The following is a 25,480-nucleotide window of genomic DNA, read 5'->3' on the forward strand; positions in this document are numbered from 1 at the left end:
GCCGGGCACTGACATCATGCCCCGATTCAGCTTTGGGCGGTACTTCCGGCTGTACCGCCGACAGCGCCCGCAGCTGTGGCCGTGGCATACGACGGCGGCTGCCATCCCGTGCGCCGCACCCACCCGTCCATCCGTTCCGCGGCGTGCTCGGTAAACCACGCTTCCTTGTCCGCAGCGTAGCCCGCCGTCGACCTGTCCACTGTATGGAGCGCGGCAACCCTCCGCTTCTCCGCCAGGTAGTCGGCCCTTGCGGCAGCGTCATCGCGGAGCCAGTCCCGGAAAGACAGGGCGAACCGCCACCCCGGCGATCCGGCAGGCCGGACGTGCAGGTTCACCTGCCGGCCGGGGTCCGCGTTTCCGTGTAGGCGTTTGGCCCAGTCCGCCGGGTCGGGGTGTGAAGGCTTGGGACTGTCAGCAAATACCCCGGGCCACAGCGGAAAGCCTGCCGCGGCGAGCAGCGGCGCAATCCGGTCGGCAGTCGCCAGGTTGGCAACGGTCAGCTGGAGGTCGATGATGTCCTTGGCATCGAGCCCGGGCACCGCCGTGGACCCGATATGATCCACCGCCAGGATGTCCGCCGGGACGGCAGCCTGGATCCGGGCGGCGAGCCGCGCCGCCTGCGTTGCCCACGTGGGATCGGCCGGGGCAAGCACGGGGCCGCCCGTGCGCGGGGCCGGCCGTTCCTTGCTGATGTTGTCCGCGAAGGGGGCCAGCCGGCGGGTCCACAGCGCCTCGACGGCGGCTTTAAGCTCGTCGACGGTTCCGGAGTTGTCCAGCACCACGTCCGCCGCAGCAAGGCGGACATCCCTGGCGGCCTGCGCCGCCATCCTGGACCGCGCCTGCTCCTCGGTCATGTCCCGGTGTTCCACCATGCGCTGAACCCGCACCTCGTCCGGGGCATCCACCACCAACACCAGATGGAAATTGCTGCCCTGGCCCGTTTCCACCAGCAGGGGTATGTCCTGCACGACGACGGCGCCGCGGGGGGCGGTGCCGATCATCGCTGCGGCCCGCTCCCGGACCAGAGGATGAACGATGCTGTTGAGTACTGCGAGCCGGTCCGGGTTGCCGAACACCAGCGCGCCCAGCCGCGCCCGGTCCAGTCCGCCGTCGGCACCCAGCATGTCCTCCCCGAAGGCCTCCACCACGCTGGCAAGTCCGGGGGTGCCCGGCTCCACCACCTCACGGGCGAGGGCGTCGGCGTCGACCAGCACCGCCCCCAGCTCCCGCAAACGCGAAGCAACAACTGACTTCCCAGAGGCGATGCCGCCCGTCAACCCGATCTTCAGCACCCCACAAGACTAGACTGATCCGGTGGTGGAAGAGGCGGAACCCAGGGAGAGCAGGGCAACTGCCTACACCACCCTTGCTGCCGGGCCCGACTTCCGCCATGAACTTGAGATCAAACGGTCCAGGTTCATCACCGTGCTCCGGCGATCCGGCGACGAGGACGGCGCAAGGGCACTCGTGGCCGGACTGCGCAAGGAATTCCACGACGCCCGTCACCACTGCTCAGCGTTCGTCCTGGGGCCGGACCGGGACATCCAGCGTTCCAGCGACGACGGGGAGCCCTCCGGAACCGCGGGCATCCCCATGCTGGAGGCCCTCATCCGGCGCGAAACCGCTCCAGGGGTGACGGACCTCAGCGACGTCAGTGCCGTCGTCGTCCGCTATTTTGGCGGGATCCTCCTGGGAGCGGGCGGCTTGGTGCGCGCTTACTCGGAGTCGGTGTCCTCCGCGCTGGACCTGGCACCACTGGTTCGGCGGAGCCGGCTGAGGATCTGTTCCGTGGAGGTTCCGCATTCGGCGGCCGGCCGGCTGGAGAACGACCTCCGGGCTGCCGGCTACGTGATGGCGGAAACCAGCTACGGGGCCAGCACCACGGTCCTCAGGCTTGCCCTGGCTGACCAGGCTGAAGAACTTGAGCGCGGCGCCGAACGGCTTGCGTCCATGACAGCAGGAAGCGCCGTCCTGCGTCCGGGAGAAACGGAATGGATCGATGTGCCCTTCTGAACCGACGGCCCCTTCTTCGCCGGCACCTCTCGCCGGCCGCGTGGAACTGCTGGACGTCACCGAGGAGATCCTGGAGAAGCTCCTGGACGTCGCCCTCACCGACGCCGCTGCCGACGACGTCACTCCCCCGCTAGGCGCCACTCCCGGCTGGAACGAGGAACGGGTCAGCTGGTTCCGCGACTACCACCGCGCCGCGGCCGCCGGCCTCGACGGACCGGCCGCCCAGAAGACGTGGGCCATCAGCTGCCGCGGACAACTGGCCGGTTCCATCCGGCTCAAACGCACCGGAACGGCAGCGCCGGCCGTTACGACGCTGGAAACCGGGCTGTGGCTGGGCCGCAGCTTCCGGGGCCGGGGCGTCGGCCGGGAGGCGTTGAAACTCGTCCGCGCTGTGGGCGCCGGCACTGGCGCCGCGGTGCTGGTGGCCGAAACCACTGCCGGAAATACCGCTGCCCAGTCGCTCCTTCGCTCCGCCGGTGCGGAGCTGGCCGGGGACGGCGTTATCACGCCCCTGACGGCGAGGATCACCCTCTAGCGGTCAGCAGCCCCCTCGCCACACGGCGGGGCCGGTGGTTGGATGGACGGACGGTACCCGACCGGAGTACCCAACTCAGTTAGGGAGGCAGCCCGTGGAAGATCCCTTCAACCTGGAACGGTTTGTGCAGGCCCAGGACGCCAACGGAACCTATCGAAGGGCCCTTGCCGAACTAACCGGCGGGTCGAAGGAGAGCCACTGGATGTGGTTCATCTTTCCCCAGATCGCCGGGCTGGGACAGAGCTCCACCTCCCGGAGGTACGCGATCACCTCCTTGGCCGAGGCCAAAGCCTATTTGGGGCACCCGGTGCTCGGTCCGCGGCTGCTCGAGTGCGCCCGGGCTGTTGTTACCCACAGCGGGGTCAGTGCTGTCCGGATGTTCGGCGGGATCGACGCCCGGAAGCTGCAGTCCTCCATGACGCTCTTCCTGCGTGCAGATCCTGCGGAACCGGTATTCCAGGAAGTCCTCGACCAATATTTCAACGGGAGCGCGGATCCTGCGACAGATCGGTTGCTGGGATAAGCACCGTTGCTGGCTTAAACGAAAGGTGGCCGCCCCCTTTCGGGGACGGCCACCTTCAGCGTGCTAACTGCCTGGGCCCTCCGGAATCACGTCCGGAGGAGAACCGGGAAATTAGTTGCCGGTCAGCTTCTCGCGCAGTGCAGCAAGGGCCTCGTCCGAGGCAAGCGTGCCTGCACCGGTCTCGGCTGCAGCCGGCTCGGAGGAGTAGCTGGTGGTGCCGGAATCGCTGTCACCGGACGTTGCAGCTGCAGCGTCGTCGGCAGCGTGCTGGGCAACCTGCTTCTTGTGTGCTTCCCAGCGGGTCTGGGCGTCAGCGTACTGCTGCTCCCAGGCTGCGCGCTGGTTCTCGTAGCCTTCAAGCCACTCGTTGGACTCCGGGTCGAAGCCCTCCGGGTACTTGTAGTTACCCTCTTCGTCGTACTCAGCGGCCATGCCGTAGAGAGCCGGATCGAATTCGGTGCTGTCGGCGTCAACGCCCTCGTTAGCCTGCTTGAGGGAGAGGGAGATGCGGCGGCGCTCAAGGTCGATGTCGATGACCTTGACGAACAGCTCGTCACCAACGGAGACAACCTGCTCTGCCAGCTCCACGTGGCGGACTGCCAGCTCGGAGATGTGAACGAGGCCTTCGATGCCGTCTTCGACGCGAACGAACGCACCGAACGGAACCAGCTTGGTGACCTTACCCGGAACAACCTGGCCGAGGGCGTGGGTGCGGGCGAAGGTCTGCCACGGATCTTCCTGCGTAGCCTTGAGCGACAGGGAAACGCGCTCGCGGTCCAGGTCGACCTCGAGAACCTCGACGGTGACTTCCTGGCCAACTTCGACAACCTCGGACGGGTGGTCGATGTGCTTCCAGGAGAGCTCGGAAACGTGAACCAGGCCGTCTACGCCGCCCAGGTCCACGAAGGCACCGAAGTTGACGATGGAGGAAACGACGCCCGGACGAACCTGGCCCTTTTCCAGCTTGTTGAGGAACGTGGAGCGGACCTCGGACTGGGTCTGCTCGAGCCATGCACGGCGGGACAGCACAACGTTGTTGCGGTTCTTGTCCAGCTCGATGATCTTGGCTTCGATCTGCTGACCGATGTACGGAGCAAGGTCGCGCACACGGCGCATCTCGACGAGGGATGCGGGCAGGAAGCCGCGCAGACCGATGTCGAGGATAAGACCACCCTTGACAACCTCGATGACGGTACCGGTGACGACACCGTCTTCTTCCTTGACCTTCTCGATGTCGCCCCAGGCGCGCTCGTACTGAGCACGCTTCTTGGAGAGGATCAGGCGGCCTTCTTTGTCTTCCTTGGTGAGCACCAGGGCTTCGACCTGATCGCCAACGGAGACGACGTCTCCGGGATCAACGTCGTGCTTGATGGACAGCTCGCGGGAGGGGATGACACCTTCGGTCTTGTAACCGATGTCGAGCAGAACTTCGTCGCGGTCGACCTTGACGACGGTACCTTCGACGAGGTCTCCGTCGTTGAAGTACTTGATGGTGGCGTCGACTGCTGCGAGGAAGTCCTCAGCGGTACCGATGTCGTTAATAGCGACTACGGGGGTACCGGGCTTCTCGGTGGAGGTGATGGTCATGTAGTAGGGGCTCCGTTGTGGATAGTTAGTCGGTCAGGCGGACCGCCGCACACCCGTATGGACGGGGGCGCGGGTGATGGCTGACCACATGGGTCTGCCAGGTTCATCCTGATTTTGTGGATTCTAGACACGTGCACGTAGTACACGCCCGTTTATTCTAGTCGCCGCGGCCAACACCGGTCAAAGCGGCCGGCATGGTTGCCGGCCGCTTTCGCCCGGCTCGTGCCGCGGGGCGGCCGGCCGGAATCGGCTTAGAAGTGCGTCAGGCAGTGCGGCGCCCGTTCGACGGCGAACATCAACCGCGCCCGGAGGGCGGCGCCGGGCGCGTGTTCCCTGATCCGTCCAGCTGCCTTCAAGGTCACCGGACACACTGCTCCGAGGTAGATGGAGGCGAGGTCGGCTACGTCCATGGACAGGTCCGGCCGCGTCTCTGCCGGCGCTGCCGAAATGCTGGCCTCTCCGCCGCTGACGTCCAAGACGAAAGTGCCGCCGGCGAATCCCAGGGCATCTTCGACGGCGAGGACCAGCCGTCCGTCTGCGGAGTAGCGCCGGGCGCCCAGCGCTTTCTCGCTGTCCAGTATCCGCAGCCAGAGCATGTCCCTGTGGTCAGAGGCCTCAACACAGCGCGGGTCCGAGAGGGCCCACACCAGCGGATCGTCCACCGGTGCGTCCGCCCAGCTGACCCGCTGGATCAGGTCGATGCTGCCCAGGAACTGCCAGAGCTCCAGGTACGCGGCATCCGTTCCTGCCACGAGGTCCACCACTTCCACCGTGTAGGGCTTGGTGTCCCAGCCGGCGAACTTGTACGAGACGTAGCCGTCCACTGCTCCCGCGGCGTCATAGTGCAGCGCGCATTTGATGGCTTCGTCTTCGTTGCCGTCACGGCCCACGGTCCCGGACACGTTCTGCCGATAGGCGTCCTGGCGGACGATGGAACCCGGGGTGTGCCGGTGTACGCGCTCAAACACTTCGGGGGCCAGGTCGAGCAGGACCTTGCGGTCGGCGATTTCCACCGTGCCGGAGGGCTCGTGATGGAGCCCGAACCGCGGTCCGGTATCCACCTTGATACTGCGTTCAAAGGTTGCAACGCCGTAGCCGAACCTGCCGTAAATGGAGCCCTCCGAAGCGGTCAGGGCCGCCATGGCAAGGCCGTCGCCCTTCGCTGCGGTAAGGTCTTCCGTCATCATGCGCCGCAGCAGCCCCTGGCGGCGGTGTGTCCCCCGCACAGTCACCGCCGTCACCATATGCGTCAGCAGCTGGCGACCGTAGCCGACATTGAGGTCCCTGCGGAGTGTCCCGAAGGTTGCCACCGGGATGCCGGCGCTCAAGGCGTGCGGTGCGACCTCCCCCGTCTGGTAGACGCCGGTCAGCTCGCGTCCGTCCGAGCGGTACATGGACATGATCTTGTCCACGAATTCATCGCTCCTGCGGGTGTCGTGGAATCCGAAGCCCACGGCCTGGATCCAGTTGGTTCCCTGTTCGTAGCCGGGCGCGCCCTTCTCTGCCGCCCCGAACCGCCGGATCTCATACTTGTCTGCCACGTACTGCTCCCCCTTGAACCGAATGAATGACCCATGCAGGACGCCCGCTTGTGGCGTCCTGCATGCATTGAGACTACTTAGTGGCCGGCGTCGTACCAGCTGGGCCCGACGCCGATCTGGACTTCCAGCGGCACGCTGAGGTCCGCGGCTGAGCCCATCTGCTCCGTCACAAGCTTTTCCACTGCTTCCCGTTCACCGGCGGCAACTTCAAGCACCAGTTCGTCATGGACCTGCAGGAGCATCCGTGATTTGAGGCCCTGGGCCTTCAATTCAGCATGCACGCCCAGCATTGCACGCTTGATGATGTCCGCCGCCGAACCCTGGATGGGTGAGTTGAGCGCGATGCGTTCCGCGTTCTCGCGCAGCTGGCGGTCCGTGCTGGTGAGGTCCGGCAGGTAACGGCGGCGCCCCTCGATGGTGGCGGTGTAGCCGTCGATCCGGGCCTGGTCCACCACGCCGCGCAGGTAGTCGCGGACGGCTCCGAAGCGGTCGAAGTACTCCTTCATCAGAGTGCGGGCCTCGTCAACGGAAATCTCCAGCTGCTTGGAGAGCCCGAACGACGTCAGGCCGTAGGCGAGGCCGTAGGACATCGCCTTGACCTTGGAACGCATGGCGCTGGTGACCTGGTCGGTGGGCACGTGGAAGATGTTCGATCCCACGAACCGGTGCAGGTCCTCGCCGTCCCGGTACGCCTGGATCAGGCCTGCATCCCCCGAGAGGTGCGCCATGATGCGCATCTCGATCTGCGAATAGTCCGCGGACAAGAGGCACTCATAGCCCTCGCTGACCACGAAGATGCCACGGACCCGGCGGCCCTCCTCGCTGCGAATGGGGATGTTCTGAAGGTTGGGATTGTTGGACGAGATCCGGCCGGTGGCGGCGACATTCTGCGCGTACGTGGTGTGGATCCGGCCGTCCTCGGTCACGGACTTCTTGAGCGACTCCAGCATCTGGCGTAGCTTCGAGGACTCGCGGTGCGCCATCAGCTGCACCAGGAATTCGTGCCCGGTTTTTTCCAGCAGGTTCTTGAGCGAAGCGGCGTCGGTGGTGTAACCGGACTTGATCTTCTTGGTCTTCGGCAGTTGGAGTTCGTCGAAGAGCACGGTCTGCAGCTGTTTGGGCGATCCCAGGTTGACCTCGTGGCCGATGGCGGCGAAGGCAAGCTCCTGGGCGTTGTCGATCACCTTGGCGAGGTCAGCCAGCTGCTCGTCCATCCGCTGCATGTCGATGGCGATTCCGGCGAGCTCCATGTCGGCCAGCACCCGGCTGACCGGCAGCTCAAGGGTGGAGAGCAGTTCCTCCGCCTTGCGCTCCTTCAGCTCCGCCTCGAAGTAGCGGCTGAGCGTCTGGACGACGGCGGCAGCGTGGACCAGTTCGCCGGCTGCGGCCGAGTCGTCGCCGTCGAACGCCAGCTCCAGCTGTCCGGCCTTCGCAACGGCGGTGGAGATTTCGATGTTGAGGTGGTGCTGCGCCAGCTCGGCGAGCTCGTAGGTGCGGCGGTCGGGCTGGATGAGGTAGCCGGAAATCGAGGTGTCGTCCACGACGCCCTCAAGTTCCAGGCCGCGGGCGGTCAGTGCTTTCAGGGCGGCCTTGAAACCGTGCATCACCTTGGGCGCTTCCGGGTCGCGCAGCCACGCTGCCAGAACGTTTTCGGCCTCGGCATCCTGGCTCGAAAGATCGATGTAGGCGGCGGCGCCGTCCCGGACGATTGCCAGCGCGGCGGCATCCTCGCCGATGCGTCCGGGAACGAGGTCGACGGCGACGGCGGACCGCTGACCGGCGCCCGCGGCGAGGAATGCGCTCAGCTCAGCTGCTTCGGCGGGTGTGCTGTAATCCGGGATGTCGAGGCTCTCCCGCTCGGCGAGGTCCACGTCTTCGGCGCCGTAGAGCGCAAAGAGCCGGGTGCGGATGGTCTTGAACTCGAGGTCGTCGAACAGCTGTTCCAGCGCAGCCTGGTCCGGGCGGGGATCGGCAAGGTCGTCCAGGGTCACTGGAAGCTCCAGGTCCGTGTGAAGCCTGTTCAGCCGGCGGTTCCGCTTCACGGCGTCCACGTTTTCGCGGAGCGAGTCGCCTACCTTCCCGCCGATCTTGTCCAGGTGTTCCAGCACGCCTTCCAGGCCGCCGTAGAGGTTGATCCACTTGGCGGCCGTCTTGGGACCAACACCGGGAACGCCGGGAAGGTTGTCCGCCGATTCGCCCACCAGGGCGGCCAGGTCCGAATACTGGGCGGGGCTGACAAAGTACTTTTCCTGGATGGCGGGGGCATCCAGCCGCGGAATGTCGCTGACGCCCTTCCTGGGGTAGAGCACAAAGACGTTGTCCGTAATCAGCTGGAAGGCGTCGCGGTCGCCCGTCACCAGCAGCACTTCGTAGCCCGCCTTTTCCCCCATGGCGGCGAGCGTGGCCAGGACGTCATCCGCTTCGTAGCCGGGCATCTTGATGGTCTTGATGCCCCACGCGCCCATGACCTTGTCAATGAGGTCGATCTGGCCGCTCATCTCACGGGGTGTTTCGTTTCGGCCGCCCTTGTACTCGCTGTACTCGGCCTTCCGGTGGGTGGTCTCGTCCGAGACGTCGAACGCCACCGCGACGTGCGTGGGCTTCTGTTCCTTGATCAGGTTGATGAGCATGGACGTAAAGCCGTGGATCGCGTTCGTGTGCTGTCCCGCGGCGGTGGAAAACTTGTCCGCGGGCAGCGCGAAGAACGCCCGGAAGGCCATCGAGTGCCCGTCCAGCACCAGGAGGCGGGGCTGGTCGGTGATGGGAATCACGGGTGCCTCGGTGGCGGAAACCGGCTCCGCGGTGCGTGTGGTTTTCCGGGCGGGTTTGGCTGCAGTCGCTGATTCGGACTCAGCTGCCGGGAGGATGTCTGCTGCGGAGGGGGCAAGGGCCGGTTTGGTAGTTTCGCTCACAGGTGCCAGCCTAGTTCCCATGATGGACAATTTCACGCCCGGGCCGTTCGCTGACGAACTGGCAGCCGCCGGAATCCCGAAGGAAATGCATGAGTGGCTCGGCGAATACGGCGTCGGCGCGCTGGTGGTGAAGATGGGCATCCACTTCCTCGAAATGAGCCCCGAACGAACCGTGGCAACCATGCCTGTGGAAGGCAACACGCAGGTGGCCGGCATCCTGCACGGCGGCGCCCACGTGGTGCTGGCCGAGACCCTCGGCTCATTCGCTGCGGGAATGCACGCCGGCCCGGGACGGCAGGCGGTGGGCATCGAGGTGGGGGCAACCCATCACCGCGCCATCGCCTCCGGCACTGTGACGGGAATCTGCACCGCCATCCATCTGGGACGCACGCTGACCACGCACGAGATCGTGATGACCGATGAGAAGGGCCGCCGGCTGTCCACCGCCCGCATCACCAACCTGATCCGGGACATCGCACCCTAACGCTTCAGCCGAGCCGGTACCGCAGCTCGACAATTCCCCGGCCCATCGTGCTGGACGCCGCCAGCTCCAGCGGCCGGGTGGGCCCTGTCCTGACGGGCAACACAGGCTTTCCGGCACCGAGGACCACCGGGATGATGGACACGATGATTTCGTCCAGCAGGCCGGCGTCGGCGAATTGGGCCGCGAGCTCTCCCCCGCCAACCAGCCAGACGTTCTTGCCGCCTGCATCAGCTCTGAAATCGTCCATGAATTCGCGGACGTCGCCGCGGACGAACGTGATGTCGGCTCCCCGGGGCGCGGAGTGTTCGTGGTGGGTGAAGACCCAGCACGGCGTGTCAGGGTAGGGCCAGTTGTCCGGCTCGTGCTCCATCAGCCAGGCGTAGGTGTCCCCGCCCATAACGATGCAGCCGACCTCGGACATGAAGGCTTCGTAGCTTTCCCGGCCGCCTTCGAACCCGTCGAACTGGAGGAGCCATGCCAGGTTGTCATCGGATGTGGCGATGAATCCGTCGAGGGATGAGGCCACGAAATATTGGAGTCTGGACATGGCCCCAGCCTAGTCATTTGGACTCGGGGTTCCCATACTCCACGCGCATGCCCGGATCATCGCGGAGCACCACCACCTTGCCGCTCCGGAGCGTCCAGCCCTCGTTGAGCAGGAAGATGCGGCCGCCGCTGACCACGAGCAGCCGGAGGCCGCTGTACTGGTACACCGGATGTTCCGCCGTGCCGCTGGATTGTTCGGTGACGTTGGGCGCACTGATGCCCAGCCGGTCCTTGCTGTATACAACGGCGGTGGGCAGGAGCGCGGACCGCTGCTCGTAGCTCACGGCAAGTCCCCGGCCCAGCGCCTGGGCGTAGTCGGACGTGCCCCAGAAGAGGAGCAGCGTCACCAGGCAGAAGATGAGCGTCTTTTCGGACCCGCGGGAGAGTGCGGCCAGGCTGCGCCCGGGTACTTCCGCGGACCGCCGCCACAGACTTAGTCCCCAGGCCGCCAGGAGCACGCCGCCGGCCATGATGTATGGCACGAACAGCACGGTGCGTTCCGGCTGGAGAATCACTACCAGCCACATGGCGGCTGCGCAGGCCAGTCCCGCAACCAGGATCACTGCGGCGAGCCTCCGGATGCCCGCACCCCGGCCGGCGGTGAGGCGTCCGGCCAGGAACCTGTCCACGGAAAGCCAGACGGCAGCCACAATCAGCAGCCAGACTAGCGGGATGAACAAAGACGGGATGCTCCTGAGGACAAAGTCCTGAACGGTGAAGCCGAAGAGGCTCACATCCAGTCCCATGGCCTTCGCCTGGGCATCCGTGCGTGCCCAGCCGAAGTAGACCAACAAAGCTGTCGCGATGGTCAACGGCGGGCCGATGACCGCCAGCATGTCGACAGCGCGTTTCCAGCGGGGATCCGCCTCCGGTTCGCCGCTCATGACGTCGGTCCTGCCGACGTCCCGGAGGGCGGCGGGGAAGTGTCCGGCGGTGACGTGGGCGGTGTGGTTGGCGTGGGGCCTGGCGGCGTCGATTCAGCGTAGCGGAGCCGGGCTTCACCGGACACCGGGGGTGTTGCCGCCACTGTCACGGTGGCGGACGTCGCGCCCGATGCGGCCGGCGGGGCGTAGAACTCGAAGGGGCCGAACTGCGGGCCTTCCACGTCAACCGGATTGCCGTCCACCAGCACTTTATCCACGTTCACGAAGAACCCCTGAAGCCGCACCCGGGCTCCGCCGCCTGAAGGAACGGATGGTGTGGCCGTGCCGGCAAAGGGTCCATCGAGGACCGTCAGACCTGTCAGCCGGCGGGGGCAGTCGTCGCCTGCCGTGGCTGCGTTCACCACGAGCTGGGCCCCCGGGTTGGCGGTCCGCAGGTCCACTGCCTGATGCAGCGATTCCGTGACCTTGATTTCCCAGCAACGTTCTGCCGGCAGGCCGGGAACCGCGGCCAGCGCGGATTGTGCCTGCCGCCAGTCCTCCGGCAGGTCCGTGGCCAGTGCCTGGCAGGTGGCTTCCGCGGCCTTCCAGACGGCAGGAAACGCCGTGTTCAGCGTTGATTCACGGAGGCCGGCACAGTCGCGGCTGCGCAGGAGCTCGTACAGCGTCCCCTCAGGCGGATCGGTGGGTGCGGCCGGCCCAACGGGGATCCACCGGATGACGGGGGCGCCGGCAACAGGCGGTCCGTCAACCGGACCGGGCAACGGTGCAGCCGTGGGCGGATCATTCGAGGAGGAGGACGAGGAGGCGGGATCCGAGGCGGCTGGTGGCCCCGCCGTCGTCGAACTTGCCTCGGATTCCGGTGGCGGGGATGGCGGAGAGGCGCATCCGCCCGAGAGGGCCAGCAGGCACAAAGCCGCGGCAATTCCTGGGAGTCCGGCTGCTAGCCGGGCTGCTGCTCCGGTTTGACTGTGCATGACAGACCCACCTGCTTGCGGTTCCCGGCAGGGGAACCGGCCTGGATAAACCCTTCGGGATGGCTCCCGGCATCGGCCGGCCGCGGAGCCGGACCAAACTCGCTGAAACAGTGTTAACTATTCCCCCGTTGGGTCATATCCGCCAGAGCAGTCCCGTGCGCTCCACGGGTAACTGCCGGGAGCTACTTGCTGAAGTAAGGAATGATCAGGTAGAGGCCGAACAGCACCGCCAGGCCGCACAGCCCGAAGCAGGCGTAGGCGAGTGATTTCATCCACCGCGGCGTGGCCTGCTCGGGATCACCGGCGATGGCGGTGAAACGGACGCCGATGGAGTAAAGGACCACTACCGTCACGGCGGCAAGGAGCGTGGCACCGGCCACCTGCACCAATTCCAACCATTTCATTTAATTGCCACCCTTCAGCTTGTTGGCGCGGCTGGCGGCCATTGCCTTCTTTTTGCGGAAGCGGACGGCCTGGCCTGCTTCCTCGACCTCCACGGCATTGTGGTGGCCCACATGGGACTTGCGGGACTGCACGAACATAAACAGCACGGCGCCGGTCCCGGCAACGGCGGCGATGACTACACCCACCGTTCCGGTCATGACGAGCAGGGCCGTCAGGGCGCCGACGATCCCGGCGGCCGGGAGGGTGAAAAGCCAGCCGACGGCGATGCGCCCGGCGGTGCCCCAGCGCACCGAGGTGCCCTTGCGGCCCAGACCGGAGCCGATGACGGATCCGGACGCCACCTGCGTGGTGGACAGTGCGAAGCCAAGGTGGGAGGAAGCGAGGATGGCGGACGCCGTGCTGGCTTCAGCAGCGAAGCCCTGGGCGGGCTTGACGTCGGTAAGGCCCGAGCCCATGGTGCGGATGATCCGCCACCCGCCGGCATAGGTTCCGATGGCAATCGCGAACGCACAGGCTGCAATGACCCAGAACTGCGGGCCGGAGCCGGGCGTCTGCGTTCCGGCGGAGATCAGCACGAGGGTGATGATGCCCATGGTCTTCTGGGCATCGTTGGTCCCGTGTGCCAGGGCCACCAGGCTGGACGTGAAGATCTGGCCGGTCCGGAAACCGCCGCGCTTCTGCGTGAGCTTGCTGCCGGTCTCCGGATCGTGCCGGGACGTTAGCGCGTAGGCCAGGCGGGTACAGACGTAGGCCACTCCGCCGGCGATCACCGGAGCAAAGATGGCGGGAAGGATGACCTTTTGCAGCAGGGATTCAAAGTTCACCGAATGGATGCCGATGCCGGCGATCGCGGCGCCGATCAGGCCGCCGAAGAGGGCGTGCGAAGAACTCGACGGCAGGCCTTTCAGCCACGTGATCATGTTCCAGAGGATGGCGCCCATCAGGCCGGCAAAAATGATGTCCGGGGTGATCTGGATACCGTCTGCCCCCTCCTTGATGATGCCGCCGGAAACCGTCTTGGCCACTTCCGTGGAGAGGAACGCTCCCACAAGGTTCAGGACCGCTGCCAGCGCGACTGCCGTCTTCGGTTTGATGGCACCGGTGGCAATGGGCGTGGCCATTGCGTTGGCGGTGTCATGAAATCCGTTGGTGAAGTCGAAAAAAAGTGCCAGCGCTATAACCAGCGCCACCATGAAGGTGATTTCCACCTGTTGCCCAATCTGCAGAGTCGACGGTCAGCAGTTCCACTTCCCCGTTGCCCCCGTCCGCACGCAAAGTTCACACGGCATTTGCCGGCAGTTAACGCGGTGTTGTTCGGAAGGGGCTTGAAACCCTAACGATCGTACGCGTCAACGCCCTGAGGACAAAACACCGGGCGGTCAAAGGAATGCACGGACTGCGTCCAGTTCAACCGGGGACAAGCCCCGCCTTGGATGCGGTGAAATCAACAGCAGGCGCCCACTGAGGACGGACGCCCATGCACGGGCCTCGGCTTCGTAATCGAGTTGGTCGTCAATCCACACAGCACGGTCCGGAGCGCACGCCTCGATGTCGCGTTGCAGGGCCCGCAGTTTCCACCAGCCGTCGCCTCCGCCCAGCCCATCACTGGCAAGGACAGGCCATTTCCGCCCGGCAAGGCCGATGGCGGGGCACAGATATTCCGGCGCCATCTCCTCCCAGCTGGTGAGCCAGACGCAGCGAACGCCGGGTGTTATGGACAGCGAGTTGAGGGATTCCACAAGTTCACCGGCGTACGTCACTTCGAGGAGTCCGGCATCGGACGTCCGCCAGCGGCTCCCCCAGTCCGTGTTTCCTGAGGCACCGAACGGGCAGATCACGCCGTCCACGTCCAGGTAGAGGGAGACATTCCTCACGGCGGCATCCTTTCCTCCGGGAGCCCCACTCAAAACGTTACCGAGGGGCAGAAGGGCCAGCAACACACCGTGCTGCACGTAAAGTGCCGGACACGTTTCCGTGTCCGGCACTTTTCAGTGTGTAGCGCTAAGCCTGGGGCACAGGATCAGGCGGGAACTTTCACCGCGGTTTCCTTACGGACGGCCGCTGGAATTCCGTCGCCAGCCTGGCCGTACAGCCAGTCGTTGTAGTGGAAGTCGTTGTCCTTCCGGCTCTTGAAGAGCAGGTTGCGCAGCGTCCGGGCCAGCCCGGAGACATGCCAGGACTCGCCCCAGACACGGGCGGTGCGCTGGACCCGGGCGGTGCGGCCGGCGCGGATGTTGTTGAACTCCTTGATGGCGCCATCCCAGGCTTCCGGGTTGACGCCGTCCGCGGTGAAGACGGTGCCGACGCTGACATCCTGCAGCACGGCTGCGTCCTCGAGGGCCTGGCAGGCGCCCTGCGCGAGGTACTGGAGCATCGGGTGCGCGGCGTCGCCCATGAGCACCATCCGGCCGGCAACCCAGTTCTCGATCGGGTCGCGGTCGTACATGGGCCAGCGGATGCCGGTGGCCAGGTTCTTCAGCGCTTCCTGAACGGCCGGGACGCAGTCCTTGTAGGCTGCCTCGAGCTCGTCCACTCCACCGTACTGTTCGACGCCGGCTTCGAAGGACGGCGACTTGAAGACGGCCACGGTGTTCAGCAGTTCGCCCTTGCGCAGCGGGTACTGCACCAGGTGGCAGTCCGGTCCGAGGTAGACGATGACGTCTTCAAGGTCAGCCTTGGGCGTGTTCCCGGTGATCGGCACCGTGCCGCGGTAGGCGACGTAGGCCGAGGAGACGGGTTCGTCGTTGGCCACGAGCGGGCGGAGCGTGGACCGGAGGCCGTCGGCGCCGATCACGACGTCGGCCTCGTAGTCACCGCCGGCTGCGGTGTGGGCGACACCGCGGCCGTTCACGGTTTCGACGCTTTCGACCATGACGTCGTTGACGAGCTTGACGCCGGCGGCCTCACAGCCTTCGAGGAGGACCCGGTGCAGGTCGCTGCGGTGGATCACGACGTAGGGCGCGCCGTAGCGCTCCTCGAATTCCGCGCCGAGGGTCTGGCGGGTGAGCTCCTCGCCGGTGATGGCGTCGCGGAAGACCAGGTGCTTGGGCTGGACCCCGATTTCGAGGGCCTTCTCCAGCAGGCCCCAGCGGCGGAGGACGCGGGAGGCGTTGGGGGCCATCTGCAGCCCCGCACCCACCTCGCCGAACTCGGGTGCGCGTTCTACGAGGGTGACGTTGGCGCCGTTTTCGCGCAGCGCGAGGGCTCCGGCCAGTCCGGCCATTCCCCCTCCGATGACGAGGACATCGGTGGACGTGGCGTGCTCAGACATTGCTTACTCCTGTTGATGAAGATGAGGGTGAGATTGAGAGTTTCGACTTGAGTTTGAGGCCGACGGCGGCCAGCAGGACCGCGGCGACGGCGGCTGCACCGGCGAAGGCGAGGAAATTGGAATTGACGCCCAGTCCGGCAGCCAGCAGGAGTCCGCCTACCTGGGGCGCGACGACGGCGCCGATGCGGCCCGTCCCCAGTGCCCAGCCCAGCGCGGTCCCCCGCAGGTGCCCGGGATAGTGGCTCGCGACGGCGGCGATGATGAGGCACTGCGTGCCGTGGGTGCCGACGCCGGCAAGGACCAGCATGAGGTACACGACAGTGACAGACGGCCCCGTGATGAGGACCACCAGCGCGACGGCGGCGACGGCGGCAGCGGCGATCGCCGTCGGCACCGGACCGAAGCGGGTCCCGGCCCAGGCCGTGATGACCGAACCGGCCACCGCACCCAGGTTGAGGGCCAGGGCGAAGGTCAGGGCGGAACCGAGGTTGTACCCCGCCAGCTGCATGAGGTTGGGCAGCCAGGTACCCAGCCCGTACCAGGCGAACAGGGTGGCGATCGTCGCCAGGGCGAACAGAATGCTGACGCCCAGGTACGGGGCGCGGAGCAGGGAGGAGAAGCCGGACGGTTCCTTGACCGCACTGGCACTGCCTGCGGCTCGGACCGGGGCCAGTGTCTCCGGGAGGTATTTCAGTCCCAGCGGCACCACGATCACCAGGGCAAGTACGGCCACAAGGAACATGGCCTGCCAGCCGAAGGCGGGGATCAGCTGGATGCCGACCAGGGCGGCGATGGATCCGCCGATCGGAACACCGGACATCATCAGCGTGGCGATGGTGGACCGCCACTTGGTGGGGACCAGCTCGGCAACCAGGGCGTTAGCCGAGGGCACCAGTCCGCCGAGCCCGATGCCGGCGAGGAGCCGCAGTCCGCCAAAGACGGCAGCGTTGGGGGCGAAGGCACAGAGGGCCGTGAAGATCGAGAACACGACGGCGCAACCCAGGATGGTGCGGCGGCGACCCCACGAGTCGGCCATCCGGCCGGCGAAAATCGCGCCGATCATCATGCCGAGGAAGGCCATGGAGCCGATGGTCCCGGCGGTGGCTTTGTTCAGGCCCCAGCCGGTCTCGGAGATCAGCGAAGACTGGACAGTGCCGTAGACGATCAGGTCGTAGCCATCGAAGACCACCAAAAGCCAGCAGACGAGGACGGCCGCGGCCGACGCTTTGGAGAACCGCGATGCAGGCCCATCAGCGGAAGTGGGGGCGGTATCCCCGGGGGAAGACCGTTGCGGCGCTGCAGCGGAAGTTGTGTGATTCATGCCACTACTGTCTTAGCCGCATGCCGTGAACCACAATATAATTCTGATGTGCAGAAACAGACCAGCTCCAAGCCGGCGTCCAAATCAGTCCGGAGGCCGGTGCAGAAGCGGCCCACCTATTCCATTGAGGCTGTGGACAACGCGCTGCAGCTCCTGCAGCTGCTCCGTGACGGCGGCGCGCTGCGCCTCAAGGACGCCGCCGAGGAGCTGGGCGTGGCCCCGTCCACTGCCCACCGCCTGCTGGCGATGCTGGTCTACCGGGGCTTCGCCGTGCAGGACGAAACCCGGCGCTACGTGCCCGGCCCGGCAATGGGCGTGGGTCCGGCAGGGCTGAGCTGGACCAGGCTGCTCCGCTCGCTCGCCCAGCCGCATATGGAACTGCTCTCCGCGCAGCTGAACGAGACCGTCAACCTCATGGTGCGGGTGGGTACGAAAATACGGTTCCTGACCACTGTGGAGGGAAACAATGTATTGCGAGTGGGTGACCGGCAGGGGACGGTGATGCCTGCCAACAAAACCTCCGGAGGTAAGGCCATGCTCGCCGAACTGGAGCTTCCCATGATCGACCAGCTCTTCCGCAGCAACAACGCCGAGATCGGCGGGGACACCATCCCCGCTGAGGAGTACCCGGCGTTCCTGCGCGAGCTGGAGTCGATCCGCAACAACGGTTTCGCCGCCAATTTCGAAGGCACCGAGGAGGGTGTGAGTGCCCTCGGGATCGCCCTGCACAACAGGCACGGGAAGGTGGTGGGCGCGCTCAGCGTGGCCACTCCCGCGACCCGCTTCCGCAGGGTGTTCGATGCCGGACTGGTGCCTGCCCTGCGGGAAACCTGCCGGCAGCTGGAAATCGACATTGCAGCAAATCCGGCCGAGCCGGACTGAACACCGGGCGGGGCGTCCCGCGGCCCCGCCGACGAACTGGTCGAATAATTCTGACCAGCAGAATATGTTGGGGGTCACACCACGGCATCCGTAGAGTCGAACTACGCCAAGAACCGTTCTGACCTATCGAGGAGGCCCACGTGTCCATCAGCGCCGAGAACACGACTCATGAATCAGTGGCCGCGGGGCAAACTGCTCCGGAGCCGACGCCTGAAGAAGCTGCCCAGCTGAAAGAGCTGTACCGGGATTTTGATCGGGAGAACCTGATCCCGTTGTGGACTGAGATCGCGGATTTGATGCCGATGGTCCCGTCGCCGAAGGCGGTGGCTCATGTGTGGCGGTGGAGTGATCTGTATCCGCTGGCGGCCCGTGCCGGGGATCTGGTGCCGGTGGGCCGTGGCGGGGAACGCCGCGCGATTGCGCTGGCGAACCCGGGCCTTGCCGGTACCCCGTACGCGACTCCGACGTTGTGGGCTGCGATCCAGTACCTTGGTGCCCGCGAGACCGCACCGGAGCACCGGCACTCGCAGAACGCGTTCCGCTTCGTCGTTGAGGGCGAGGGTGTGTGGACGGTGGTGAACGGGGATCCGGTGCGGATGTCCCGCGGTGATTTCCTGCTGACTCCGGGTTGGAACTTCCACGGCCACCATAACGACACGGATGAGCCGATGGCCTGGATCGACGGGCTGGACATCCCGTTCGTGCATTACGCCGATGCCGGGTTCTTCGAGTTCGGCACCGAGCGGGTCACGGACGAGGCCACCCCGGATATCTCCCGGTCCGAGCGGCTCTGGGCCCACCCGGGCCTGCGCCCGCTCTCGGGCCTGGATGACACCACCAGCTCCCCCATCGCGGCGTACCGGTGGGAATACACCGACGCCGCCCTGCGCGAGCAGCTCTTGCTCGAGGACGAGGGCCACCCGGCCACCGTGTCCCAGGGCCACGCGGCCGTCCGCTACACCAACCCGACCACCGGCGGGGACGTGATGCCCACCATCCGTGCCGAATTCCACCGCCTCCGCGCCGGCGCCACCACCCAGGGCGTCCGCGAGGTCGGCTCCAGCGTCTGGCAGGTCTTCGAAGGGACCGGCTCCGTGGTCCTGAACGGCGAGAGCAGGACCCTGGAAAAGGGCGACCTCTTCGTTGTCCCGTCCTGGGCTGAATGGTCCCTGCAGGCCGAGAGCGAATTCGACCTCTTCCGGTTCAGCGACGCCCCCATTTTCGAACGACTGAACTTCAACCGCACCTACATCGAAGGACGCACCAAGTAATGAGACTCCTCACCCTCCGCACCGGCACCGGCACCGGCCAGAACACCGTGGCTGTCCGCCAGGACGGGACCACACTGACCGAAATCGACGGGTTCTCCGACGTCGGGGAACTCCTGAAAGACTCCGCCTGGGAAGAGAAGGCGAAGGCTGCGGCCGGCGCGACGCATCCGCTCGAGGGCGCGGACCTCGCCCCGGTGGTCCCGTTCCCGGGGAAGATCATCTGCGTGGGCCACAACTACCGCAACCACATCAAGGAAATGGGCCGGGAAATCCCCGAGTACCCCACCCTGTTCGCGAAGTACCAGGAATCCCTGATCGGCCCGAACGATGACCTGGCGCTGCCGCAGGAATCGGACACCGTGGACTGGGAAGCCGAACTTGCCGTGGTGATCGGCAAGAAGGGCCGCCGGATCAGCGAAGCCGACGCCAAGGATTACATCGCCGGGTACTCGGTGCTGAACGATGTGTCCATGCGTGACTACCAGTTCCGCACCATCCAGTGGCTCCAGGGCAAGACCTGGGAGAAGTCCACCCCGTTTGGACCCGCCCTGGTCACGCAGGATGAGTTCACCGCCGGTCCCCTAATGACCTCCGCGGTGGACGGCGAGATCCAGCAGAGCACCCCGACCGGGGACCTCGTGTTCACCCCGGAATTCCTGGTCTCCTACATCTCCACGATCATCACGCTGAACCCCGGGGATGTGATCGCGACCGGCACCCCCGGCGGGGTGGGCCACGCCCAGGACCCGAAGCGCTACCTGCAGGAAGGCCAGATCCTGGTCACCACCATCGAGGGCCTGGGCCAGCTGAGCAACCGCGTGGTCAAGGAAGCCTGATGGTCGCCCGCCACGACCAGACCACGGACCCGGTCCTGCTCGAGGGTTTGCTGCAGGCACGGCGGGGCACGGCGTTCTTCGCCCGCAAACTCAACGAGCTCACCGACGCGGACCTCGACGGGGACTCGCTGCTGCCGGGCTGGACCCGCCGGCACGTCACGGCCCACATCGGCTACAACGCCCGGGCCATCGCGCGGCTCATCGAGTGGGCAGCCACCGGCGTGGAAACACCCATGTACGCCTCCACCGAGGTCAGGGACCACGAAATCAAATTCGGAGCCACCCTGCCGCCGATCGCGCTGCGGCACCTCTTCGACCACTCCGCAGTGCACCTGAACGTCGAATGGCGCGACCTCCCTGCAGAAGCCTGGCACCACAAAGTCACAACAGCCCAAGGCAGGACCGTCCCGGCCGAGGAAACCGTCTGGATGCGGACCCGCGAAGTCTGGGTCCACGCCGTAGACCTGGACAACGGCGCCACCTTCACCGACATCCCCGCACCCGTCCTGGCCCGGCTCCTGGCGGACATCACCAGTGCCTGGCACACCCGCGGCACCGACACCGGACTGCTGATCAAAGTCACCGACCAGCCGGGCGGAATGGCCTTCGGCGACACCAGCGCCCAAACACCAACACTGATCTCCGGCCCGCTCACTGCCATCACCCAATGGGCCACCGGCCGCGGCACCCACGGCGTGTCAGCGACGAGCACCGCAGCACCAGCCGGGACAGCAGCGGACGCCGCCGCACCGGCGTCGGACGCTGACCTGCCTGAAGTGCCCGCAGCACCAAAGTGGATCTAGCGCCCAGGACCTGGTGTCCGGAGCGCCAGTGAAGCGCGACGGCGACTTCCGCACATAGCGATGGCCCCCTCCTCGGAGGGGGCCATCGCCATGCACTGACAGTGCCCGCTATTCCTCGTGCTTGACCTTGTGGACCCTGGTGACCACCGTGGGGCACGGAACCCGCAGCAGAACCGCGTGGGCCGTGGAGCCAAGGACAAGGCGGCTGAATCCCCCGCGTCCGCGGCTGCCGATGACCAGGAGACGCGCGTTCGCAGCGGCCTCCACGAGAGCCTTGGCCGGATCGGTGTCCTTGTCCAGCACCTGATTCACCACCAGATCGGGGTACTTATCCCGCAGCCCAGCGACCGACTCGGCAAGCACAATCTTGTCCTCTTCCTCAATGACTTCCGCCAGCCCGCTGGCAGGCATCCCGCTCTGCACCCAGCGGGCTGGGCGCCGGAAAGCCAGAACGGCCGTCAGTTCGTCCCCCTCGCGGTCTGCTTCCGCTGCGGCAAATGCAACAGCCTGCAAGGACTCCTCCGAGCCGTCCACGCCCACCACCACGCCGCGGCCTTCCGGTCCCTGATCCTGCGGAATAACCGCCACCGGGCTGTCCGACGCAGTAACGACCTGAAGGGCCCGGTCCGTCATGGGTCCTCCGTCGGCCCAATGACGGTGGTGTGATCCGATGACCACCATGGCGGCGTCTTTGGACATTTCCCTGAGCGCGGCGCCCGCGCTGCCGTGGCGCAACTGCACGTCGACGGCCACGTCGGGTTCCTTCTTGGCAGCATCCTCCTGCACCTGCCTCAGCAGCTCCATGCCTGATTCCCTGATCAGTTCGTGGTACTGGAAGTCCGGCGACATCCACCGGTCATCCACCGCATGGACGGCGATCACCGGAAGCTTGAGCCTGGCTGCCCGGTGGAGCGACCACGACATTGCGGCCTCGCTTCCGGTGGAGCCGTTGATGCCGACGACGATTGGTTTGCTCATTCTGAATCCTGCTCTTCTCCATCGCGTTTTCGGATCAGCACGCCGGAGGCCGCTGACACCTTCAGTGTGCTCCGGCGGCAGACACAGGGGTTAGGGCCTTAAGCCCCTCACCCGGTGCCGGTGCCGCGCGTAGCGTCGGGCCCATGGAGCAGACCAGGGCCGGCACCGCCGCCCCCTCGCGGCCCCAACCGTTCCTCCGCCGCTGGTTCCTGTGGGTCACCCTCGGTGAGAGTGCAGGATTCCTGGCTCCCGCCGTCGTCGCAGTCTTCGTAATCATTCCGGACACCGCCGGCGGGATGGCCTGGCTGGTGGCGGCCGGCGTCGTCGAAGGCACAGTCCTGGGGCTCGCCCAGGCGCACGTGCTCCGAAGCCGGCTTCCCGGCCTCAGCGTGACTAGGTGGACCATCCGCACCGCCGCCGGCGCGGCAATCGCCTGGCTCCTGGGGCTCAGCCCCGGTGCTTTCGCCGATCAATGGCAGCCTTGGCCGCCTGCCCTGCAGCTCGCCGTCGCGGTTCCCGGCGCCCTGCTGCTGCTGTGTTCGATCGGGCTGGCGCAATGGCCGGAACTCCGCCGGCACCTCGCGCACAGCGGACGGTGGGTGGCCGGGAACGCGCTGGCATGGTGCGTGGGGCTGGGACTCTTCTTCGCCGTCGCACCTCCGCTGTGGCAGCCGGGACAGCCGCCGACGACGGTGATCGCCATCGGCGTTGCCGCCGCTATCCTGATGGCCGCCGGCATGGCACTGGTAACCGGCCTGGTGATGAAACGGCTGCTTCGCTTTCCAGCGGCAGCTCAGAAACCGGTGGGCTCGGTTTCGAACTCCGGCTCACTTGGCGGCGCCTCGTGATGGAGCGGACGAAGCGCCGAGGTCTGCTCCATCCAGATGAGGGCGTCATAGCGCCCTCCCATCCGGGTGGGAACATAGTTTCCGGATTCCCTTGCCGGGCGGTAGACAACGCCGATGGCCCGGTGACCCAACCAGGCTGACAGCCACGGACCGGACCTGTCCCTGCCGAATTCCAACAACGCCGGCGCGCCCAGAGCCCTGTGCAGCAGGTCCTCGTGGCTGCCGGTCCGGGCTTCCGGCACAGTAAGCACCCGTTCAGGGGAGCCCCAGGCGTCCGCAGCCATCACTGTTCCCCTGTACGATCCGAAACCCACCAGGGTCACACCTTCGGAACCGTGGCGCTCGCGGAGCAACTGGCCAACGTTCACCAGCCCGTCCCTGGCCATGTCCGTGGCACGGGCATCTCCCACATGGGTGTTGTGCTCCCAGATGATCCCTTTGGAGGCTGGGCCCAGATGCGCACTCAGCCGGTCCACGGTGTCCGCCATGTGGCGGTCCCGGACGTTCCAGGACTCACGGCTCCCCTGCACCATGATGCGGTAGTAATGCTCGGCGTTGGCGGCAACCACGGCGTTCTGGACCGCGTCGAAGGCCTCATCGCTTTCGGCGCGCGGTTCGTGGTCCCGCAGCGCAAGTGCCCGGTTCCGCACCTCGGTCAGGAGTGCAACCACATCGGCCTCGCACGATTCCGGAACCAGCCGGGTGCTCCAGGCGTACTCGTGCGGATCTTCATGATGCGGCAGGAAACACTGCCACGCCCGCATGGCAGCGGGAACGGCGTCGGGCTCGTTTTCCTCAAGCCAGCCGATGATTTCCCGCAGGGAATCCCACAGCGAATAGACGTCCAGGCCGTAGAAGCCCACCCGCTCCTCCATCGGACGCTCCAGGTTCCAGCCGCGAAGCCAGTCAAGGAAGCCCGCCACTTCCTCGTTTGCCCACATCCAGGTGGGCCAACGGCCGAATCCGGCGAGCATGGTGTGCACGCCCGTATCGTGCCCGCTTTGTCCGCGGACCCAGCGGTTGATCCGCCAGCAGTCCGGCCAGTCGCCCTCCACTCCGATCCAGCTGTAACCCTGCTCTTCTATCAGCCGCATGGTCAGCCGGGCACGCATGGTGTAGTACTCGTGGGTGCCGTGGGATGCTTCGCCGATTGCTACGAAGCGTCCGGCACCGGCCTTGTGGACCAGGCGGTCAAGGTCTCGTATTCCACTGAGGGGCCGGGCCAGGCTGCGGATCTCGTCCAGCATGTTCAGGACGGCACGGTTTCCGTTGGTCATGTCGGATCCTCGAGCGAGATGCCTTCAAGATACTCCGGAACGCGCACCCGCCAGCCGAGTTCGCGCTTGATGCGGATCCGGAGCGCATCGGACGCTTCCGGTTCACCATGGGTGATGTAGGTCATTCGGGGTTCCCGCTCGGCGGCCCTCATCCACTCGATCAACCCGTTGGAGTCCGCATGCGCGGACAAGCTTTCCATCTGGATCACTTCGGCGCGGATGCGGACGTCCTCCCCGTAGATCCGGAGTTGCCGTTGGCCCGCGGCGAGCGCGGCGCCGCGGGTTCCGCCGGCCTGGTATCCGCTGAGGATGATGGCGTTCTTCGGATCGGGACCGTACTCGGCGATGTGGTGCAGGATCCTGCCTCCGGTGAGCATCCCGCTGGCAGAAATGATTACCATTGGGCCACCGCGGAGGTTGAGCAGCTTCGAATCGTCCACCGTCCGGGTCATCTTGGCCACTTTGTACATGTCCTCGTACTCCCGCTGCTTGAGACGGTGTTCGTTGGGGTGCCGCTGGTACATGCCGGAGGCGTCGATGGCCATGGGGCTGTTCAGGTAGACGGGAATGTCCGGAATCGCGTTTTTGGCCCGGAGGCGGGACAGATGCAGCATCAGTGTCTCCGCCCGTCCGACGGCGAACGCGGCAATCATGATCACCCCGTTCTTCTTCGCCACACGGGTGATGATCTCCCCCAGCTGCAGTTCCGGATCCAGGCTCGAGTGTTGGCGGTTTCCGTAGGTGGATTCGGTGACGAGTACGTCAGCGGCGCCAAGCCCCCGGGGCGGAAACATCAACGGGTCGTCGTTGCGTCCCAGGTCGCCGGTGAAATGGACGGAATGCTGGCCCACGTCGAGCCTGATCTGGGCTGCGCCCAGGATGTGGCCGGCAGGCAGGAACGTCGCGATGATGCCCCCGCCGAGCTCCAGCGGGGTGTCGAAGCCCTGTTCCCGGAAGCTGTCGAGCGAGCGGACCGCGTCCGCAGCCGTGTAGAGCGGAACCGGCGGGCTGTGCCTGGACGACCCGTGCTCGTAGGCGTACTTGGCTTCCTCTTCCTGCAAGTGCCCGCTGTCCGGCAGGAGCAGGGTGCACAGTTCAGTGGTGCCCTCCGTGGCGTACACCGGCCCGCTGTAGCCGTCCCGGACCAGGGCGGGTACGTAGCCGGTGTGATCCAGGTGCGCATGGGTCAGAAGGACGGCGTCAATGGAGTCCGGCCTGACGTGGAAGGGGATCCGGTTGCGGTCTCGGAGCACCTTGTAGCCCTGGAACAGCCCGCAGTCCACGAGGATGCGTTTCCCGGCTGCCTCAACCAAGTACCGGGAACCGGTCACGCTGTCCGTGGCTCCGAGGAACCGGAGTTGCGGGTGTCGGTGTTTCATAATGCTCCCTGCTCCCGTCGCGCAGCGTGCCCGTTGCCGTCCGGCGGCAGCGGCAGCGCCAGGGCCCGGCAGGCGCATGGGCTGCAACGCGCCGGAATGCGCAGTCGCGATGTACGTCCTAGCTTCCGCTTCTTCCGGCAGCCCACCTAGGGCCGAAAGTCACGGCTGCGGACGCGTCTGCCACGTCGGGGCAGACAAAGGACCGCCGGT

25 protein-coding genes are annotated in these 25,480 nt (G+C 66.1%); 9 read left to right on the forward strand and 16 right to left on the reverse strand.

What is annotated here, in order from left to right; translation table 11 throughout:
• Positions 1-26: 26 nt before the first annotated feature.
• Positions 27-1,292, reverse strand: coding sequence for a dephospho-CoA kinase (gene coaE, locus JOE31_RS12475; protein WP_209744858.1), 1,266 nt, complete (start codon positions 1,290-1,292; stop codon positions 27-29).
• 22 nt (positions 1,293-1,314) lie between these two features.
• On the opposite strand from coaE, the gene JOE31_RS12480 reads away from it, so the two are divergent.
• The 3 genes from JOE31_RS12480 to JOE31_RS12490 all read left to right on the forward strand — a co-directional run bounded on the left by JOE31_RS12480 (position 1,315) and on the right by JOE31_RS12490 (position 3,071).
• The gene (locus JOE31_RS12480) at positions 1,315-2,013 is read left to right on the forward strand and encodes a YigZ family protein (RefSeq protein ID WP_209744860.1); all 699 of its coding nucleotides are present in this window, start codon (positions 1,315-1,317) and stop codon (positions 2,011-2,013) included.
• A complete protein-coding gene (locus JOE31_RS12485; protein ID WP_209744862.1) occupies positions 2,000-2,548 on the forward strand; it encodes a GNAT family N-acetyltransferase in 549 nt (182 codons plus the stop codon). The genes JOE31_RS12480 and JOE31_RS12485 overlap by 14 nt, the downstream gene beginning before the upstream one ends.
• Positions 2,549-2,642: 94 nt before the next feature.
• A complete protein-coding gene (locus JOE31_RS12490; protein WP_209744865.1) occupies positions 2,643-3,071 on the forward strand; it encodes a DUF1810 domain-containing protein in 429 nt (142 codons plus the stop codon).
• Between the two features lie 111 nt (positions 3,072-3,182).
• Here JOE31_RS12490 and rpsA read toward each other — a convergent pair whose 3' ends face one another.
• From rpsA to polA, 3 genes are all read right to left on the reverse strand, one after another.
• Positions 3,183-4,658 carry a 30S ribosomal protein S1 gene (rpsA, locus tag JOE31_RS12495; RefSeq protein ID WP_011691911.1) on the reverse strand — a complete coding sequence of 492 codons (1,476 nt, stop codon included), beginning with the start codon at positions 4,656-4,658 and terminating at the stop codon, positions 3,183-3,185.
• Between the two features lie 251 nt (positions 4,659-4,909).
• The gene (locus tag JOE31_RS12500) at positions 4,910-6,199 is read right to left on the reverse strand and encodes a GNAT family N-acetyltransferase (RefSeq protein WP_209744867.1); all 1,290 of its coding nucleotides are present in this window, start codon (positions 6,197-6,199) and stop codon (positions 4,910-4,912) included.
• 77 nt (positions 6,200-6,276) lie between these two features.
• Positions 6,277-8,919, reverse strand: coding sequence for a DNA polymerase I (polA, locus tag JOE31_RS12505; protein WP_245199659.1), 2,643 nt, complete (start codon positions 8,917-8,919; stop codon positions 6,277-6,279).
• A gap of 211 nt (positions 8,920-9,130) precedes the next feature.
• Here polA and JOE31_RS12510 point away from each other — a divergent pair, with 211 nt between their 5' ends.
• Entirely contained in the window at positions 9,131-9,595 is a 465-nt protein-coding gene (locus JOE31_RS12510; protein WP_209744873.1) for a hotdog fold thioesterase, read from the forward strand.
• Positions 9,596-9,599: 4 nt separating this feature from the next.
• On the opposite strand, the gene JOE31_RS12515 is transcribed toward JOE31_RS12510, so the two are convergent.
• The 9 genes from JOE31_RS12515 to JOE31_RS12550 form a co-directional block, all read right to left on the reverse strand.
• Positions 9,600-10,142, reverse strand: a complete 543-nt coding sequence (locus JOE31_RS12515) for a dihydrofolate reductase family protein (RefSeq protein WP_209744876.1) — start codon at positions 10,140-10,142, stop codon at positions 9,600-9,602.
• Positions 10,143-10,155: 13 nt separating this feature from the next.
• On the reverse strand, positions 10,156-11,025 hold the full coding sequence (locus JOE31_RS12520) for a hypothetical protein (RefSeq protein WP_209744879.1): 870 nt from the start codon (positions 11,023-11,025) through the stop codon (positions 10,156-10,158).
• Entirely contained in the window at positions 11,022-11,786 is a 765-nt protein-coding gene (locus JOE31_RS12525; protein WP_209744882.1) for a hypothetical protein, read from the reverse strand. The genes JOE31_RS12520 and JOE31_RS12525 overlap by 4 nt, the downstream gene beginning before the upstream one ends.
• Before the next feature lie 19 nt (positions 11,787-11,805).
• The gene (locus JOE31_RS21725) at positions 11,806-11,934 is read right to left on the reverse strand and encodes a hypothetical protein (RefSeq protein ID WP_280872838.1); all 129 of its coding nucleotides are present in this window, start codon (positions 11,932-11,934) and stop codon (positions 11,806-11,808) included.
• Positions 11,935-12,181: 247 nt separating this feature from the next.
• The gene (locus JOE31_RS12530; protein ID WP_011691904.1) at positions 12,182-12,403 is read right to left on the reverse strand and encodes a hypothetical protein; all 222 of its coding nucleotides are present in this window, start codon (positions 12,401-12,403) and stop codon (positions 12,182-12,184) included.
• On the reverse strand, positions 12,404-13,612 hold the full coding sequence (locus JOE31_RS12535; RefSeq protein ID WP_209744886.1) for an inorganic phosphate transporter: 1,209 nt from the start codon (positions 13,610-13,612) through the stop codon (positions 12,404-12,406).
• A gap of 171 nt (positions 13,613-13,783) precedes the next feature.
• Positions 13,784-14,278, reverse strand: a complete 495-nt coding sequence (locus JOE31_RS12540) for an HAD domain-containing protein (protein ID WP_209744889.1) — start codon at positions 14,276-14,278, stop codon at positions 13,784-13,786.
• A 146-nt stretch (positions 14,279-14,424) separates the two neighbouring features.
• Positions 14,425-15,675, reverse strand: coding sequence for an FAD-dependent oxidoreductase (locus JOE31_RS12545; RefSeq protein ID WP_209744892.1), 1,251 nt, complete (start codon positions 15,673-15,675; stop codon positions 14,425-14,427).
• Entirely contained in the window at positions 15,668-16,996 is a 1,329-nt protein-coding gene (locus JOE31_RS12550) for an aromatic acid/H+ symport family MFS transporter (RefSeq protein ID WP_209744895.1), read from the reverse strand. Before JOE31_RS12550 ends, JOE31_RS12545 begins: the two co-directional genes overlap by 8 nt.
• A 48-nt stretch (positions 16,997-17,044) precedes the next feature.
• On the opposite strand from JOE31_RS12550, the gene JOE31_RS12555 reads away from it, so the two are divergent.
• The 4 genes from JOE31_RS12555 (at position 17,045) to JOE31_RS12570 (ending at position 20,788) form a co-directional block, all read left to right on the forward strand.
• Positions 17,045-17,878, forward strand: a complete 834-nt coding sequence (locus tag JOE31_RS12555; protein WP_209744897.1) for an IclR family transcriptional regulator — start codon at positions 17,045-17,047, stop codon at positions 17,876-17,878.
• A gap of 140 nt (positions 17,879-18,018) precedes the next feature.
• Positions 18,019-19,149 carry a cupin domain-containing protein gene (locus JOE31_RS12560; RefSeq protein WP_209744900.1) on the forward strand — a complete coding sequence of 377 codons (1,131 nt, stop codon included), beginning with the start codon at positions 18,019-18,021 and terminating at the stop codon, positions 19,147-19,149.
• Positions 19,149-19,985: a fumarylacetoacetate hydrolase family protein gene (locus tag JOE31_RS12565; RefSeq protein ID WP_209744903.1), complete on the forward strand. Its 837-nt coding sequence runs from the start codon at positions 19,149-19,151 to the stop codon at positions 19,983-19,985. The genes JOE31_RS12560 and JOE31_RS12565 overlap by 1 nt, the downstream gene beginning before the upstream one ends.
• Entirely contained in the window at positions 19,985-20,788 is an 804-nt protein-coding gene (locus JOE31_RS12570; protein WP_209744906.1) for a maleylpyruvate isomerase family mycothiol-dependent enzyme, read from the forward strand. The genes JOE31_RS12565 and JOE31_RS12570 overlap by 1 nt, the downstream gene beginning before the upstream one ends.
• A gap of 108 nt (positions 20,789-20,896) precedes the next feature.
• Here the strand turns inward: JOE31_RS12570 and JOE31_RS12575 are convergent, their stop codons facing one another.
• Complete coding sequence (locus tag JOE31_RS12575) at positions 20,897-21,766, reverse strand: universal stress protein (protein ID WP_209744909.1); 870 nt, start codon at positions 21,764-21,766, stop codon at positions 20,897-20,899.
• Between the two features lie 143 nt (positions 21,767-21,909).
• On the opposite strand from JOE31_RS12575, the gene JOE31_RS12580 reads away from it, so the two are divergent.
• Positions 21,910-22,614, forward strand: a complete 705-nt coding sequence (locus JOE31_RS12580) for a hypothetical protein (RefSeq protein WP_209744912.1) — start codon at positions 21,910-21,912, stop codon at positions 22,612-22,614.
• Here JOE31_RS12580 and JOE31_RS12585 read toward each other — a convergent pair.
• Together JOE31_RS12585 and JOE31_RS12590 are read right to left on the reverse strand one after the other, a co-directional pair.
• Positions 22,560-23,891, reverse strand: coding sequence for an erythromycin esterase family protein (locus JOE31_RS12585; protein ID WP_209744915.1), 1,332 nt, complete (start codon positions 23,889-23,891; stop codon positions 22,560-22,562). The genes JOE31_RS12580 and JOE31_RS12585 overlap by 55 nt on opposite strands.
• A complete protein-coding gene (locus JOE31_RS12590) occupies positions 23,888-25,270 on the reverse strand; it encodes an MBL fold metallo-hydrolase RNA specificity domain-containing protein (RefSeq protein WP_209744918.1) in 1,383 nt (460 codons plus the stop codon). Before JOE31_RS12590 ends, JOE31_RS12585 begins: the two co-directional genes overlap by 4 nt.
• Positions 25,271-25,480: the final 210 nt, after the last annotated feature.

Origin of the sequence: Arthrobacter sp. PvP023, assembly GCF_017832975.1 — a bacterium.
In the GTDB taxonomy this organism is placed as follows: Bacteria; Actinomycetota; Actinomycetes; order Actinomycetales; family Micrococcaceae; genus Arthrobacter.